Raw genomic sequence first — 16099 nt, forward strand, 5'->3', positions numbered from 1 at the left:
CGTCAACGCCGCAAACCATGCCGCAATAACCACCCAAAAACCCTACGAAAACACCCCCGCAACTGCCACACTCAAGCTTTTGCAGCAGGATATCGATGCGCTCGAACGCTTTCGCCGCAGTAGGCTTGGCGCTGTGCGCCGCGCTGTTCTTCACCATGACCTATGTGCTCAACCGCAGCCTGGTGGCAGGTGGGGGTCATTGGGCATGGGCGGTGATCTTGCGTTACCTGATCACGTTGCCGCTGTTGGCGCTGGTGTTGCCATGGCAGGGCGGCCTGGGGGCGTTACCGCAGGAGCTGCGGCGGTATCCGCGTACCTGGCTGCGCTGGAGCGCGGTGGGTTTCGTGCTGTTTGGCCTGCCGCTCACCTGGGCGGCCAATAGCGGGCCGTCATGGCTGGTGGCCGGCAGTTTCCAGACCACCGTGCTGGCCGGTCCGTTGCTGGCTCCTTTCATCTATCGCGACGAGCGACGGCGCCTGGCCTGGCGAAGCGTGGCGATCGGCGTGCTGATCGTCGCCGGGGTGTTCGCGTTGCAGTGGGGACATGCACAAGGGCAACTGCGCGCCAGCGACTGGCTGGCGATGGCGGCGGTGGTGTTCTCGGCGTTTGCGTATCCACTGGGCAATCGCATGCTGCTGTTGCACCTGGAGCAGAGCGGCACGCACATCGGCGCGACCCAGCGCGTGTTCGGCATGACCTTGTGCAGCTGGCCGTTCTGGCTGCTGTTGGCGGCGCTGTCGTGGTTCACCATCGGGCCGCCGGGATGGCGCGAGATACTGCTGGCCGGTGGCGTGGCGCTGTCCTCGGGCGTGATTGCCACGGTGCTGTTCTTCCGCGCCACCGACATGGTGCGCAGTGAGCCGACCGCGCTCGCCGCGGTGGAGGCCATGCAGGCGGCGGAATTGTTGTTCGCCACCGTGATCGGGGCGTGCTTTCTGGGCGAGGCATGGCCGCATGGCTTCTCTGCCGCAGGGGCGCTGATGATCATCGCGGGCATCGCACTGTTTGGCTGGGTGAGTGGCCGATCGGCAGCGGGACACGATGAAGCAGTGCGCACCTTGCGCAGCGATCGCGGCGCCTGACCGGCGCCTTGTGCATGGATCGTGGCGGGCGTGTTGCTTTGCTGCAGGCGTGCCGACCGCATTTGCTGATCGACCTGCATTGGGACTGTCACCCGGCAAGGGCTGGTTTGTTTATCGTGGTGGAATGAATGCGGAAAGAGGGGAGCGGCATGGACGGAAAATCATGGCGGCTTGCTGGACTGGCGCTGCTGGTGATGCTTGGCGTGAGCGGCCCGTCGACGGCCGCGCCTGCTGCCGACGATGGCATCGAGGTGAAGACGCTGGCGCTGGAGGCGAAGGCGTTTGCGCCCGAGCAGATCAAGCTCACCGTGTACCTGCCGCCGGGTTATGCAACGGCGGGCACGCGTTACCCGGTGCTCTACGCCAATGACGGCCAGGACATGGCCGCGGTGGGGCTGCGCGAGACACTGGACCAGCTGTACGCCGATCACGCGATCGGGCCGGTGATCGTGGTGGCTATCGACATGCTGGCCGATCGCGCGTCCGGCTACGGTCTGTCCGACCGCAAGGCCAGGAAGAGCGTGGCGGGGGATTCGCGCATCGGGCCGATCGGCAGTCGTGCCTATGACTACTCCGACTGGCTGGCCACCCAGCTGGTGCCCTACATCGATGCGCATTACCGCACCCAGGCCTCGGCGCGTGGGCGCACCATCCTGGGGTGGTCGCTCGGGGGACTCAATGCGTTCAATCTCGGTTGGCAATATCCCGACGTGTTCGGTCGCGTGGGGGCTTTTTCCCCTTCGTTCTGGCTGGCGGCGGATCGCAGCAGCGCGCAGGCGATCGAGACGTCACGCCTGGCCCAGGCCATGGTGAGCGGTTCGCCGCGACGAAACGGCATGCGCTGGTGGTTTTCGGTCGGTGCTCGCGAGGAAACCGATGACCGCAACGGCAACGGCATCATCGATGCCGTCGAGGACGTGCAGGATCTCATCAACGGTTATCGCTCGCCCGATGGCACTTATCTGCGCGGACTGCGCGATCTCGGCTATAGCGTGGAGATGGACTACGCCCATCATCCCTCGAGCGGCACCGACGTGGCGTTTTACCTGTTGCCCGATGGCGAGCACAACCAGGCGACCTGGAAGCGCGTGCTGCCGTTATTCCTGCAGTGGGCCTACGGGACCCGCGGGGAGTAGGTTGCCCGTCCCGAATGGACGTCGCATCAGGAACCGGCGGTGGCGAGCGGCGCCGCATGGGCGACGATGCGGTTGCGGCCATCGGTCTTGGCGCTGTAGAGCGCCGCATCGGCCCGGGCGATGAGTTCGTCCGCGGTGTCGGTGTAACCATCCAGGCTGGCCACGCCGATGCTTACCGTGGTCTGCAGGGTGCAGCCGCGCGAATGCACGTGCAGGTTCTCGATGCATTGGCGAATACGCTCGCCGATGAGCATGGCCTGGTCATGCGTGGCACCGGGCAGGCCGATGACAAACTCCTCGCCACCGTAGCGGCCCAGCCAGTCGGAAGGGCGCAGTTCGTCGGCGATCGTTTCCACCACCGCGCGCAGGCAGGCGTCGCCCGCCGGGTGGCCGTAGCGGTCGTTGATGGACTTGAAGTGGTCCATGTCCAGGAACAACAGGGCAAGCGGCTCTTTTTGCAGGCGTGCATCGTTGATGCACCCGTGCAGTCGGCGCACCAGCGCGCGGCGGTTGAGCACGCCGGTCAGCGCGTCGTGGTCGGCCAGGTGGTGCGCCATGTCGCGCTCGCGCCGCGCGCGCAACGACATGTCGGCCAGGCCGATGGTAAGCACGATGCTGGAGAACGCGATGCTGAAGGGAAAGCCGTATTCGAGCCAGCGTGGCTGATCCAGGCCGAGCACCACCTGGCCCAGACGCGTGAGCGTGAACAGCACCTGCGGCAACCATGCGATCAGGAAGAACTTCGCCTGCCGGCCATGACGCGACATCGCCAGCAATACCGTGCCCAGTGCCCACAACGAGGAAATCATGAACCACAGGTTGAACCCGCTGGCCAACGCGTGAACGCGCTCGGCGAATGGCAGGCACAGCAATACCGCGGCAACCAGGAACGGCCAGCGCATCCAGCCAAGTATCCTGGCGGCGATCGGGGTGATCTGGCGGAGATCGCAGAACTCGAGGATGAAGGAGAGCGACAACGGTGCGCTCAGCGCGGTGAACAGCCATGGCGCATGCGTGCCCAGCGGCACCAGCCATCGGGCGCCGGGCAGTTCGTAGATCTCCCCGCTGACCAGCATCTGGTACATCAGCTGGAAGGTGGCGTAGCCGATGAAGTACACCAGCACGCGATCGCGCAGCACCAGCCACAGGCACAATGCCGCCAGGATCATGGTGACCTGCACGCTCGCGAACATCGTGGTCAGCCGCACGTGCTGCAAGTCCTCCGCCTGATACGCGGCCATGTCGGTAAGGGCGGGCTTGATGTGCCGGGTGAAATTGTCCGCGGCGATCTCCACGTAAATCGGCTGTCCGGCGCGCAGGTCGCGCGGCAGTTCCATGGCGAGGTGGTGGCGGGAGAAACGCGGTGCGGTTTCGGTCTGCGCGAACCAGAGCTCATGCGGCTGGTAGTCCGGCGGGGCATAAACGGTGATGCGGATATAGGTCGCGCCGGTGAAGTTAAGCACGGGCGACGTCGCGCCGTTCCAGTCGATGTTGGTGGTCAGGCGGTACCAGCGCTTGGTCTCGATGGCATTGGGCGTATAGGGCGATGGGGACGGGACAAAGGACGCATCCATGCCGCCTTGCACGACCTTGGCGGGCGAGGGCGCCGGTATCGTGGCGGGAAGGGCCGCGATCTGCAGCGTGGGCTGGGGCGGGGCCGTCGGCGAGGCATGCGCGGCCAGCGCAAAAAGCGCTGCAAACAAGCATGCGACGAAAACCACGACGGGCTCGCGAATCACAGTTCCCCCTTTTCCGACCCCCTGTAGCCGGTCCATGAGCTCAGCCGATCCTTCGGATGAGGCCTCAATGCGCACTATGTATCACGTTTTCCCGAACGGCATGCAGTGACCGATGGGAGGGACGCCCCGCAAGGAAGTGCTTTCCCCACAGGTGTTTGAGCGTTCGCTCGATCGCTGTCGCGGCAAGTTCTATGCTGTGTACTGTCGAAATGGGCAAGGCAGTTCAGGCATGGCAAGGCAGGATGACGTGGAAGCGGTGACTCGTCAGGATCATCGGCCGCGCGCGCAGGAACTTGAGTCCCATGGCTTCATCCGCCACGGCACGCCGGTTTTTCGCCAGGCCAACCTGGCGCTGTTCGCCGCGGGCGTGGCGACCTTCGGCTTGCTGTATTGCACGCAGCCGCTGATGCCCGAATTCAGCAAGGACTATGGCGTGAGCGCCGCCACCGCGGCGTTGTCGCTGTCGCTCACCACCGGCGTGCTGGCGTTCGCGATGCTGTTCGCGGGCGGCGTTTCCGACGCCTGGGGACGCAAATCGGTGATGACGGTGTCGCTGCTCGCTTCAGCCGTCCTGGTACTGCTTACGGCGCTGGTGCCGGACTGGCACATGCTGTTGATCCTGCGCGCGCTGCTTGGCGTCACGCTCAGTGGCTTGCCTGCGGTGGCGATGACCTATCTCAGCGAGGAAATGCACCCCGAATCGATCGGCTTGGGCATGGGCTTGTATATCAGCGGCAACGCCATCGGCGGCATGGCTGGGCGACTGATCGCCGGCGTGCTCGCCGACTTCGTGGGCTGGCGCGCGGGCGTGGCCACGGTCGGTGTGATCGGCCTGGTGGCCGGCTTGATCTTCTGGCGCAGCCTGCCGCCGTCACGCCACCACGTGCGCCATCCGCTGGCGCTGGGGACGCTGGTGGGACGGTTTGCGCTGGCCTTCCGTGACGCGGGCCTGCCATGGCTGTTCGCCGAGGGTTTCCTGTTGCTGGGTGCGTTCGTCACCATCTACAACTACATCGGCTATCGGCTGCTGGCACCGCCTTACGGGCTGAGCCAGGCGGTGGTCGGCGCGATTTTCAGCGTGTACCTCATTGGCACGTTCAGTTCGGCGTGGATGGGGCACCTGGCCGGCCGGTTGGGCCGCCGCAAGGTGCTGTGGACCGCCTTCGCGCTGATGTTGCTTGGCGTCGGGCTGACCATGATGCAGCCGCTGGTACTGATCGTGCTGGGCATCGTGGCCATTACGTTCGGTTTTTTCGGCGGACATTCCATCGCCAGCAGCTGGGTGGGGCGACGTGCCGGCAGCGCCAAGGCACAGGCCTCGTCGATGTACCTGTTTTCGTACTACATGGGGTCCAGCCTGGCGGGCGCCAGCGGCGGCCTGTTCTATGCCTGGCATGGCTGGAACGGGGTGGCGCTGTTTGTCGTCGCGCTGGTGCTGGCCGGGCTGCTGATCGCCGGGCGCCTGTATCGTTTGCCACCATTGCCCGGCCCGCCGTCGCCCGGCACCGAACCACCATTGCCGCAATAGCTAGAGCATATAGCGTGAAGATCGAAGCCCTGGACCATCTGGTGCTGACCGTTGCCGATGTCGCGGCAAGCTGCGCGTTCTACACGCGCGTGCTGGGCATGCAGGAAGTGACTTTCGGCAACGACCGCAAGGCACTCGCGTTTGGTGCCCAGAAGATCAACCTGCACGCGCATGGCCACGAGTTCGAGCCCAAAGCGCGCCGCCCGACCCCCGGTTCGGCGGATATCTGCCTGTTGACCACGGAGTCGATCGCCCAGGTGCTGGACCACCTGCATCGTCACGACGTGGTGATCGAGGAAGGACCGGTGGCGCGCACGGGCGCGCGTGGTCCGATCGAGTCGGTGTACTTCCGCGACCCGGACGGCAACCTCATCGAGGTGAGCCGGTATACGGTTTAGTACCTGCTCCCCCTGCCGACGGCAGGGGGGAGTCAAGCGCTCTCGCTTTACTGCGCCTCGGGCTTGAGCATGTCCTTCACGGCCTGGTAGTCGCCGTCGTTGGCGGCGGCCGGCAGGCCGAGCAGGTGGGTCATCAGCGGATAGACGTCCACATTCGGGAACGACGGCACCGTGGCACCCTGGCGGAAGGCCGGGCCATGCGCCACGAACAGCGCCTGCATCTGCGGCGCCTCGTTGTCGTAGCCATGCTCGCCCAGGCTGAGCTTGCCCTTCTTCTTGGTCACGTAATCGGTGGTGGTGATGCGCCAGCCCACATCCGCCAGGCACAGCAGCTGCGGCACGCGCGGGTTGCTGCCGTAGGCCAGGCGAGCGGGCACGCGCGACTTGTCCCAGCACGTCATGTGCTTCTGCGGCTTCTCCAACTGCGCTTCGATCTTGGCGAAGTCGTGACCCGGCGTGGGGTTGAGGCCGGCGAGCACGCCCAGGCTCACCACGTCCACGCGATTGAGCGGAATCAGCTTGTCCAGCATCACGCTGTTCTTCGCCGGTACGCTGGCCATGCCGTGGTCGGCCACCACGATCAGGTTCATGCGATCCAGCAGGCCGCGCTGCTGCAGGCCTTGCACCAGTCGCGCCAGCGCGGCATCGGTTTCGCGAAGGGCCTGGTCCACTTCCGGAGTCTCCGGTCCGTAGGTATGGCCCTGGTGGTCGACTTCGTCGAAGTACAGCGTGAGGAACGTGGGCCGCTCGCCGGCCGGCAGGTCCAGCCATGCCAGCACCTGGTCCACGCGCTGGTCAGGCGTGACCTTGCCGTCATACGGCTTCCAGAAATCCGGATGCTTGCCGTGGATGTCCGCCTCGGAACCGGGCCAGAACATCGTGGCGCTCTTGAGGCCATGCTCGCTGGCGGTTTCCCACAGCGGCATGCCGCCATCCCACCAGCGGCCGTCGCTCACCGCATCGCGACTGCCGAGCGAGAACTTTCCGAGCACGGGATCGACCATGGTGTTGTTGACGATACCGTGGTGATCCGGGCGCAGGCCGGTGACGAGCGTGTAGTGGTTCGGAAACGTCAGCGACGGAAACGATGGCTGCATGCCGGTGGCATGCACGCCGTTCTTCGCCAGTTCCGCCAGGATGGGGCTGAGCCCGCGCTCGATATAGTCGGCGCGGTAGCCGTCGATGGAAATCAACAGCAGGGGCGTGGGTGCCGTTTTCGCCACGGAGGCGGTGGGCGCGGAAGACGCGGAGGGCGGGGGCGTGAGTTGGGTGGCGCAACCCGCACTGAACGCGATCAGCGAACAGAGCAACAGGCGAAACGGTATTTTCATGCGTGGGTCCGTACGATAGATGGCAACAAACGCCGTATGATCGCCCAGTCATATGACCATTACACGCTCTTTCTCGCCCATCGCCCTGCTCGCGCTGCTGGGAGCGCTTGGCTGGGCCGGTGTGGCTGCGGCCCAACAACAGCCTGCCGCCGCGCCGGCGCCGGCGGTATCCACGGCGAAAGCGGATTCGTCCGTGCTGAAGTCCAAGCCACACGTGCAGGTATCCGCCCGCAGCCTGCCGTCCAAGCGTGCGACGGGCACGGCCGAGGTGAACCGGAACCACCTGGGCGATCGCTACGCGCCGCGCCCGCACGGACTCATCGATCAATACCAGAACGCCGTGACGCCGCCGCCGATCGATAGTGGACGCTAGTGCCGGAAGCGTTCCGCGCTGAACAGGTCGCCATGGGCGACGCGGCTTTCCATCGACAGCAGATAGCGCTTGGTCGGCAGCCCGCCGCCGAAACCGGTGAGGCTGCCGTTGCTGCCGATCACGCGATGGCACGGCAGCACGATAGGCAGCGGATTGCGTCCGTTCGCGGCACCCACCGCACGCATGGCCAGCGGCTGGCCGATACGGCGCGCCAGTTCGCCATAGCTGATGGTGGTGCCATAGGGAATACGCGCCAGCTCCCACCACACTTCCTGCTGGAACGGCGTGCCGTGGGGATGCAGTGACAGCTCGAACTGCTGGCGCGCGCCGGCGAAGTATTCCTCCAGTTGCTGCCGCGCCTGCGCCAGCGGTTCCGCCGCGCGGCGCCAGCCAGGCTGGGGTGATTTCTGGTGCCGCCCGTGCTCGAACCAGATTTCGCGCAGCCCGTGGTCGTCAGCGACCAGTCGCAGCAGGCCGATCGGGCTGGGCAGTTCGTCGTACCAGAAGATGGCGTTGCGGGTCATCGGGACACCTTGCCTGTCGAGGCCGCCGCGTCGGTGGCGCTGCGCCAAAGATGCATCACCGTGTAGGCGCGCCACGGACGCCACGCTTCCGCCAGTGAGGTGAGTGCCTTCGTGCTGAGTTCGGGGCCATCGCCGGCGGCGGCTCGACGCAGGATCAGGTCGGCGGCAGGAAACGCATCCGGATGGCTCAGCGCGCGCATCGCCATGTAGTGCGCCGTCCATGCGCCAATACCCGGCAACGCCACCCAGCGCTCGACGAATTCGTCCAGCGGCTGCTCGCTGCGGAAATCGATGCGGCCATCCAGCAGGGCCTGTGCCACGCCGCGAACAGTGGCGGCGCGTGCCGTGGTCAGGCCGATCTCGCGCAGGTCGGCATCGACGAGCGCCTCCGGGCCGGGAAACAGCCGCTCAAGGCCCGGCCATGTCGATTCGACCGGCGTGCCATAGCGCTGCACGATGCGCGTGGCGAGTGTTCGCGCCGCCGCCACGCTCACTTGTTGCCCCAGGATCGCGCGCACCGCGATCTCGAAACCATCCCAGCCACCGGGCAGGCGCAAGCCGGGGCGCTTGCGCAGCAACGGCTTCAGCACGGGGCTTTGCCGCAGCGCATCGCCGATGGATTGGGGATTCGCGTCGAGGTCGAACATGCGCCGCAGCTTCGTCACCACGCCGAGCATCTGTGCCGGTTGTGGACAATGCAATTGCAGCTGCAACGCGTGCTCATCGCCTGGCCACGCGCTCAGCCGCAGCCAGCCGGGAGCATTGGCGGGGCCGAGCGCGCGGGCATAGCTGTGTTCATCGACCCGCTCGACGCCGGGCAGTGCACGCCCGCGCAGAAACGCGAGCATCGCCGCAAAGTCATAGGGCGGTCGATAGCCGAGCCGCAACGTGATCGCGTCGCCATGCGAAACGCCAGGCTGCCGTCGCAACTCACGCGGTGGCACCCGGTTTGCCTGCACGAACGCGGCATTGAAGCGGCGCAGGCTACGAAAGCCGGACGCCAGTGCCACCTCGGTGACCGGCAGGGTGGTTTCGGTGAGCAGCTGTTTGGCGAACAGCAGGCGGTGGGTCGTATGCACGCTGATCGGCGGTGCGCCGAGCCGATCCACGAACAGGCGGCGCAGTTGGCGCGCGCCCAGCCCCACGCGCTCGGCCATCGCATCCATGGACAGTTCGTCCAGCGCGCCGCTTTCCATCAGCTTCAAGGTGCGCGCGATGACGTGGTCGCCGCGTTGCCATGCATCGTTGCCGGGCGCCAGCTCCGGACGGCAACGCAGGCATGGGCGAAAGCCGGCCGCCTCGGCCGCCGCCGCGCTCGCGTAATAGCGTACGTTCTCCGGCTTCGGCGGCGGTGCCGGGCACACCGGTCGGCAATAGATGCGGGTGCTGGTGACGGCGGTGAAGAACAGGCCATCAAAACGCGCGTCACGGCTCAGGCGCGCCTGTTCGCAGGCGCGCACGTCGGGAAGCGGATGGTCGGGGGCGCAGGACATGGGTGAAGGCTAGCACCGCTTCCAGCGCGCGACTCGCCGTTTTCGGACATCAATGCCCGGGCTGTTCCGGCACTTCCTGGAGCGGGTCCGCGTCGGTCCGTGGCGGTGGCGGCGCTGGCCGGTATCCGGTCATGCTCGACAGCACGCCATCGCGACGTATCAGCCCGTGATAGAGCGCGGCGGACATGTGGGCCAGGAACGTCAGGAACAACAATAGCGCCAGCCACGCATGCGCATGGCGCAGCACGGCGAATGCAAACGGACTGGCAGGGACGATCGCCGGCAGCCGAATCGATTCGCTCAACATCACCGGATAGCCACCCGCCGACAGCATGGCCCAGCCGACCAGCGGCAGCGCGAACATCAGCGCGTAAAGCAGCCAGTGCGACGCGAGCGCGGCCAGCTTTTGCAGCAGCGGAAGATCCGCCGGCAACGCGGGTGGCGGGTTGCGCACGCGCACGACCAGTCGTACTACGGCCAGCAGCAGTATCGCCATGCCCAGCGGTTTATGGATGCGCAGCAGCCAGTCATGCCGTGGCGATACCGACGCCACCATGCCGACACCGATGAATAGCATCGACAGGATCATCACCGCCATCAGCCAATGCAGCACGCGGGCCGCCAGCGAGAAAGTTGGGCTGTTCGACGTCATGGCCGTGCCTCCGCTGGCGGGCGCGCGGCACCGGGCAGGTGGGCTTCCTCACTCGTGCGGCGCAGATACGATGTCGCATAGGCGGCGGACCGCGCGGGCAGCAGCGGATCGTCCGAGGCCTCGATGCCGGCGGGCAGCACCAGCGGGTCGTAGTTGATGTCGCGGCACGGACCGCTCTCCTGCGGCTCGGTGTGTTCGATCACCAGCGTGCCGGCGTCGATCGTGCGACGGTCGTCGGGCCATGCCTTGGTTGCGTCATTGGTCGGGTCGCCCGGCTCGGCGAGCGTGACCAGCAGACGCCAGCGCAACGGGCCTTGCGACAGGCGTTGCGCCAGGTCTGCGGCGAGATAGTCCGGATCGCCGGCCTTGATGGCATCGCTGCCGGCGTCCGTCGCCTCGGGCACGGTGCGCCAGCGCACCGGATGGCGCACGCCATCGGCGCCGACGAAGACGAACGCATCGAGGCCCTGATAGGTTTCGGTGGCATAGCTCGCCGAGGGTTTCGCGCTTTTGACCCATTGGCGGAACGCGGCCGTTTCCGGATGGGCGGCAATGAATGCCGCCACTTTCGCCGGATCGGGCTTGCCGGTTTTCGGGTCCGGCTGCTGGGCCTGGAGCTGTGCGTAGAAGCCCTGCGGCGTATTGACCGGGAACACCGGCATGCTGTTCATGCCGGTGCGCCACTGCTGCCCGTTTGCCAGCGCAAAGCGCAATGCCATGCTGCGGATCGGCACGCTGCTGTCCGGCGCATACGGGTTGCCGCCGGGCAGCGCGAAGCGTCCCACCACCGGCGTGCGCCCTGGCGCGAAAACTTGCGCGCTGGAATAGGGCTGGGCCTGGGCGCTGCCCTGGAAATAGCCGGTGACGCACACGCCCTTGGCGTGATTGCGGCGATAGCCCGGGAAGGTGCCGGCATCGGCCTGGAACTGGTTGATGATGCGCGTGGGCGTGAGGCGGCCGGGATCCAGCCAGCCACCGACATAGCCAAAGGCGAGCAGGCAGGCTGCCGCTGTGGCGGCAATCCATGCCCAGGAACCCAGGTGCCGGTTCGGGCGAGCAGGCTGGAGCGATGGGTCGTGCATGGGCGACTCCTGGCAGGTCAGGCGGATAAGACGGGCCATGCGGGGGTCCATCTCCCCGTGCGGCCATCGTACTCGCGCCGGGGCATCGCCTGTCGTGAACTTCCTTTTCGTCGCCGGCCAGCTCCGGGTTACCTGCCCGGGCGTCGATCGTGTGGGCGGCACGTTTGCCGCACTGCGGTTTGCGGCAGCCGGGCCGGGTCGCCACAATCGGGTTTTCCCATTCGCCGGGCTCCCCTCCATGAATGCTCCGACCCGTATCGACACCACCCGCACCATCCGCGCGCCGCGCGGCACCACGCTGAGCTGCAAGAGCTGGCTCACCGAGGCGCCGTTCCGCATGCTGCAGAACAACCTCGATCCCGAAGTGGCGGAGAACCCGGCCGAGCTGGTGGTGTACGGCGGCATCGGCCGCGCCGCGCGCAACTGGGAGTGCTTCGACGCGATCCTGCGCGCGCTGCGTGAACTCAACGACAACGAGACCTTGCTGATCCAGTCCGGCAAGCCGGTGGGCGTGTTTCCCACCCACGCCGATGCGCCGCGCGTGTTGCTGGCCAACTCCAACCTGGTGCCGGCCTGGGCGAACTGGGAGCACTTCAACGAACTCGATAAGAAGGGTCTGATGATGTACGGCCAGATGACGGCTGGCTCGTGGATCTACATCGGCTCGCAGGGCATCGTGCAGGGCACCTATGAGACGTTCGTGGAAATGGGCCGCCAGCATTACCACGGCAGCCTCAAGGGCAAGTGGATCCTTACCGCCGGCCTCGGCGGCATGGGCGGCGCGCAGCCGCTGGCCGCGACGCTGGCGGGCGCGTGTTCGCTGAATATCGAATGCCAGCAGAAGAGCATCGATTTCCGCCTGAAGACGCGCTACGTCGACGAGCAGGCCAGCGATCTCGACGACGCGCTGGCGCGCATCGCCAGGTACACCGCGGCGGGCGAGGCGAAATCGATCGCGCTGCTCGGCAACGCGGCCGACGTGCTGCCGGAACTGGTGCGCCGTGGCGTGCGCCCGGATGCGGTGACCGACCAGACCAGCGCGCACGATCCGGTCAACGGCTACCTGCCCAGCGGCTGGACGGTGGAGCAGTGGTTCGAGCGTCGCAAGAGCGATCCGGTCGGCACCGCCAAGGCCGCCAAGCAGTCCATGCGTACGCATGTGGAAGCGATGCTTGCATTCCATGCGCAAGGCATTCCCACCTTCGACTACGGCAACAATATCCGCCAGATGGCCAAGGACGAAGGGCTGAGCAACGCGTTCGCGTTCCCGGGCTTTGTGCCCGCGTTCGTGCGTCCGCTGTTCTGCCGTGGCGTGGGCCCGTTCCGCTGGGTGGCGTTGTCGGGTGATCCGGAGGACATCTACAAGACCGACCAGAAGGTGAAGGAGCTGATCCCCGACGATCCGCACCTGCATCGCTGGCTCGACATGGCCAAGCAGCGCATCAGCTTCCAGGGCCTGCCGGCGCGCATCTGCTGGGTGGGCCTGGGCCTGCGCCACAAGCTTGGCCTCGCGTTCAACGAGATGGTGCGCAACGGCGAGCTGAAGGCGCCGGTGGTGATCGGCCGCGACCATCTGGATTCCGGTTCCGTTGCCAGCCCGAACCGTGAAACCGAAGCGATGCGCGATGGTTCCGACGCGGTCAGCGACTGGCCGCTGCTCAATGCGATGCTCAATGTCGCGGGCGGCGCCACGTGGGTGTCGCTGCACCATGGCGGTGGCGTCGGCATGGGCTATTCGCAGCATTCGGGCGTGGTGATCGTGTGCGACGGCAGCGAAGCGGCCGACAAGCGCATTGCGCGCGTGCTGTGGAACGATCCGGGCACCGGCGTGATGCGTCACGCGGATGCGGGTTATGAGATCGCCATCGAGTGCGCGAAAGAGCAGGGCTTGAATCTGCCGATGCTCTAAGGCAACCGGCGTCCGGTGCCCGCAGGCGCCGGACGCGAGGCGGCGCGCCCAGGCAAGGTCAGTGCCGGGCCACGATTTCGCCATAAGCGTGTGCAAGCTTGCTCGCGGTTCCCCCTCTTCGACAAGGAAGCGCCCCCATGGATCGCCCAGGTATTCGTCGCACCGCCATGGCGGCGGCGATGTTCGCGTCTTCGTTCGCCTGCATCGTTCCGCTCGCGAGTGCGTTCGATGCCCCGCCCTCTAAAACGGTCGATACCCGGCTGCAACAGGCGCTCGACGCGCTGGCGCAGCGTGCGCGCCCGGGCATGCTCGGCGTTGCCGTGCTCGACCTGCAAAGCGGAGCCGAGGCGCGCGTCCATGCCGAGCAGGCCTATCCCATGATGAGCGTGTTCAAGGCGCCGGTTGCCGCCGCCGTGCTTTCGGCCATCGACGAAGGCAGGCTCTCGCTGCAGCAGCAGGTCACGGTGAATCGTGAGGACGTGCTCGACGGTTCGGCTGTGCCATCGATTGGCGCACACTTCCGCGGCGAGCACATGACATTCACCATCGAGCAGTTGTTGAAGGCGGCGGTGTCCGAAAGCGACAACACGGCGGTGGATGCGCTGGTAAAAGCGGTCGGTGGCCCGCAGGCGGTGACTGCGTTCCTGCGTGCGCACGGTATCGACGGCATGCGCGTGGACATGGACGAGGCGGGCGTGCATCGCGTGTTCCAGCATCTTCAGCCGGGGCAAGCGGCGCCTGCCAATGAAAGCGAGCAGGCTGCATCGGAACGCTATCGTCGCGGCTACCAGGCCTACCTCGACGATCCGCGTAATCGAAGCACACCGGACGCTGCCGTGCTGTTCCTGCGCAAGCTGGTGGGCCAGGAGCTGCTTACGCAGGCATCCACGCACTACTTGCTCGACCTGATGGCCGCGCAAACCATCCCCAACCGCTTGCGTGCGGGCTTGCCGCAAGGCGTCCGCCTGGCCGACAAGAGCGGCTCGTCGGGTTCGCTGGAAGGCAGGACGGCGGCGTACAACGACATCGGCGTCATCAGCTGGCCCGATGGCCACACGGTGATCGTGGCCGCGTTCCTCACCGATTCGACCGCATCGACGGCGGCGCGCGACGCATGGTTTGCCGACATCGCCCGGGCTGTCGTGGCCGCCACACGTCCTTGAGGAACGATTGTCGTAACGAGGGGCTGTTCGCTGCGTCTTGCGTCATTCCCGCGAATACGAAAATCCAGCGGTCCGGTGCAGCACATGTCGACGCGGCGTGAACTTCGACGTCGGAACGAATGGAATCGCCGCCGGCTGGGTTGGCGGTCCATCACCGCCGGGCGCATGATGGCGCCACATCACAACGGGGAGCCGTGACATGCCAGTCGAACTGAGGTTGCTGGGATGGTCGATCGTTCTTGGCCTGGTGTATGTGCTGTTTGCCGCCACGCTGGCCACACAGCAGCGGGGGCTGAAATGGAACACGAGCAATCGTGAGGGCGCGCCCGCGCCGCTGACCGGCATGGCTGCGCGAGCCGACCGGGCAAGCCGGAATTTCCTGGAAATGTTTGCGTTCTTCGCCGCTGCCGTACTGGCCGTGGTTGCTGCGCAGCGCAGCAGTGCCTGCACGGTGCTTGGTGCACAGTTGTACTTCTGGGCCCGGGTGGTCTATCTGCCGATCTATGCGATTGGCATTCCCTACCTGCGTACCCTGGTGTGGCTGGTATCGGTGGTGGGTATCGTGTTGCTGCTTTCCGCGCTGGTTTGATCCTGCACTGGTGCCGTCGTGGTGGCGGCATCGGTAGCGGCGGCCTGCGTGCCATTTATTTGGCGATAGTCAATTTTCGGGCGTCAAAAGCTCGGCGCAGCCTGCTTTGCTGGCCCATGCGTGGCGTATCGCTGCGTTTGATTTATTGTTTTCTTTCATTTGGTTAGGCGATTGTCTTGGCATTCGCGATCAAGCGGGGTGTTCGCAAGATATCCGGTGCATGACCACTATGCGGTTCCGGCGTCTCATGGCGTCGGGTCGCCGGCAAGGGGCCGGCGGCATTCCTCACTGATGAATGGGAGAACCGCATGAACACTGATTTTGAACGCACCGGTGCGCTGACCGAACTGACCAGCTACCCGCAATGGGCACAGGACATGATCGCGGCCTGCGAACCCGCCCGCCGGAGCGTACGTGACCACGTGATGTGGGACTTGATGAGCGAAGGCCGCATCGATCCCCGCATCATGCGCAACTTCATGGTCGGTACCTGGTCGCTGATTGAACGCTTCCCCTCGTTCATGGCGCAGAACCTGCTCAAGACCCAGTATGGCCGCAGCCCGGGCGACAACCTTGCCCGCCGCTGGCTGGTGCGCAATATCCGGGTGGAGCAAAACCATGCCGAGTATTGGCTGGATTGGGCCGAAGGCGCCGGTGTCGCGCGCAAGGAAGTACTGGATGGCCGCCCGCCACAGGGAACCCAGGCCGCTGCCGAGTGGTGCCACGAAGTGTGCGGTCGCGATACCCTCGCCGCGGGCGTTGCCGCCACCAACTACGCCATTGAAGGAGTGACCGGCGAATGGTCCCAGAAGGTGTTCGACAGCGAGGCCTATGCGCAAAGCCTGCCGGCCGCCGGTCGCAAGGCCACGCTGCGTTGGCTGCAGTTGCACGCCGCCTATGACGATACCCATCCGTGGGAGGCGCTCGATATTGTCTGTACCCTGATGGGTAACCGCCCCGCTCCCGAAGAAGTGGAACACCTGCGAGAATGCATCGTACGCAGCTATGCCAGCCTGCATTACGGGCTGGAGCGTTGCCTGGCTTATCAGTACGCGACTGAAGTGGAAGAGCAGGCGGCATAACAGGGCAATCTCGTCGTC

15 protein-coding genes are annotated in these 16099 nt (G+C 65.9%); 9 read left to right on the plus strand and 6 right to left on the minus strand.

From position 1 onward, the window contains the following. The first annotated feature begins 95 nt into the window (after positions 1–95). Both MJ606_RS14580 and MJ606_RS14585 read left to right on the plus strand, forming a co-directional pair. A complete protein-coding gene (locus MJ606_RS14580; RefSeq protein ID WP_243050263.1) occupies positions 96–1082 on the plus strand; it encodes a multidrug resistance efflux transporter family protein in 987 nt (328 codons plus the stop codon). 149 nt (positions 1083–1231) lie between these two features. Continuing rightward, positions 1232–2218, plus strand: a complete 987-nt coding sequence (locus MJ606_RS14585; RefSeq protein ID WP_243050264.1) for an alpha/beta hydrolase-fold protein — start codon at positions 1232–1234, stop codon at positions 2216–2218. A 26-nt stretch (positions 2219–2244) separates the two neighbouring features. On the opposite strand, the gene MJ606_RS14590 is transcribed toward MJ606_RS14585, so the two are convergent. Beyond that, entirely contained in the window at positions 2245–3921 is a 1677-nt protein-coding gene (locus MJ606_RS14590) for a diguanylate cyclase (protein ID WP_243050265.1), read from the minus strand. 265 nt (positions 3922–4186) lie between these two features. On the opposite strand from MJ606_RS14590, the gene MJ606_RS14595 reads away from it, so the two are divergent. Both MJ606_RS14595 and MJ606_RS14600 read left to right on the plus strand, forming a co-directional pair. Then, positions 4187–5485 carry an MFS transporter gene (locus MJ606_RS14595; RefSeq protein WP_243050266.1) on the plus strand — a complete coding sequence of 433 codons (1299 nt, stop codon included), beginning with the start codon at positions 4187–4189 and terminating at the stop codon, positions 5483–5485. Positions 5486–5499: 14 nt separating this feature from the next. Then, positions 5500–5883, plus strand: coding sequence for a VOC family protein (locus MJ606_RS14600; RefSeq protein WP_243050267.1), 384 nt, complete (start codon positions 5500–5502; stop codon positions 5881–5883). 47 nt (positions 5884–5930) lie between these two features. Here MJ606_RS14600 and MJ606_RS14605 read toward each other — a convergent pair whose 3' ends face one another. After that, positions 5931–7214 (minus strand): ectonucleotide pyrophosphatase/phosphodiesterase, encoded by a 1284-nt coding sequence (locus tag MJ606_RS14605; RefSeq protein ID WP_243050268.1) that lies wholly within the window; start codon positions 7212–7214, stop codon positions 5931–5933. A gap of 52 nt (positions 7215–7266) precedes the next feature. Here MJ606_RS14605 and MJ606_RS14610 point away from each other — a divergent pair, with 52 nt between their 5' ends. Beyond that, a complete protein-coding gene (locus tag MJ606_RS14610; RefSeq protein WP_243050269.1) occupies positions 7267–7587 on the plus strand; it encodes a hypothetical protein in 321 nt (106 codons plus the stop codon). Here the strand turns inward: MJ606_RS14610 and MJ606_RS14615 are convergent. The 4 genes from MJ606_RS14615 to MJ606_RS14630 are packed head-to-tail and all read right to left on the minus strand — an operon-like array spanning position 7584 to position 11338. Continuing rightward, the gene (locus tag MJ606_RS14615) at positions 7584–8111 is read right to left on the minus strand and encodes a methylated-DNA--[protein]-cysteine S-methyltransferase (protein WP_243050270.1); all 528 of its coding nucleotides are present in this window, start codon (positions 8109–8111) and stop codon (positions 7584–7586) included. The genes MJ606_RS14610 and MJ606_RS14615 overlap by 4 nt on opposite strands. Beyond that, positions 8108–9604: a DNA-3-methyladenine glycosylase 2 gene (locus MJ606_RS14620; RefSeq protein ID WP_243050271.1), complete on the minus strand. Its 1497-nt coding sequence runs from the start codon at positions 9602–9604 to the stop codon at positions 8108–8110. The genes MJ606_RS14615 and MJ606_RS14620 overlap by 4 nt, the downstream gene beginning before the upstream one ends. 49 nt (positions 9605–9653) lie before the next feature. Beyond that, on the minus strand, positions 9654–10256 hold the full coding sequence (locus MJ606_RS14625) for a cytochrome b/b6 domain-containing protein (protein ID WP_243050272.1): 603 nt from the start codon (positions 10254–10256) through the stop codon (positions 9654–9656). After that, positions 10253–11338, minus strand: coding sequence for a catalase family peroxidase (locus MJ606_RS14630; RefSeq protein ID WP_243050273.1), 1086 nt, complete (start codon positions 11336–11338; stop codon positions 10253–10255). Before MJ606_RS14630 ends, MJ606_RS14625 begins: the two co-directional genes overlap by 4 nt. Before the next feature lie 238 nt (positions 11339–11576). Here MJ606_RS14630 and hutU point away from each other — a divergent pair, with 238 nt between their 5' ends. The 4 genes from hutU to MJ606_RS14650 all read left to right on the plus strand — a co-directional run bounded on the left by hutU (position 11577) and on the right by MJ606_RS14650 (position 16081). Next, positions 11577–13247: a urocanate hydratase gene (gene hutU / locus MJ606_RS14635; RefSeq protein WP_243050274.1), complete on the plus strand. Its 1671-nt coding sequence runs from the start codon at positions 11577–11579 to the stop codon at positions 13245–13247. A 137-nt stretch (positions 13248–13384) separates the two neighbouring features. Next, positions 13385–14410: a class A beta-lactamase gene (bla, locus tag MJ606_RS14640; RefSeq protein ID WP_243050275.1), complete on the plus strand. Its 1026-nt coding sequence runs from the start codon at positions 13385–13387 to the stop codon at positions 14408–14410. Between the two features lie 199 nt (positions 14411–14609). Further along, positions 14610–14999, plus strand: a complete 390-nt coding sequence (locus MJ606_RS14645; RefSeq protein ID WP_243050276.1) for an MAPEG family protein — start codon at positions 14610–14612, stop codon at positions 14997–14999. Positions 15000–15307: 308 nt separating this feature from the next. After that, positions 15308–16081, plus strand: a complete 774-nt coding sequence (locus MJ606_RS14650) for an iron-containing redox enzyme family protein (protein WP_243050277.1) — start codon at positions 15308–15310, stop codon at positions 16079–16081. Positions 16082–16099 lie beyond the last annotated feature (18 nt).

Origin of the sequence: Dyella sp. RRB7 (genome assembly GCF_022761115.1) — a bacterium.
Taxonomy (GTDB): Bacteria; Pseudomonadota; Gammaproteobacteria; order Xanthomonadales; family Rhodanobacteraceae; genus Dyella.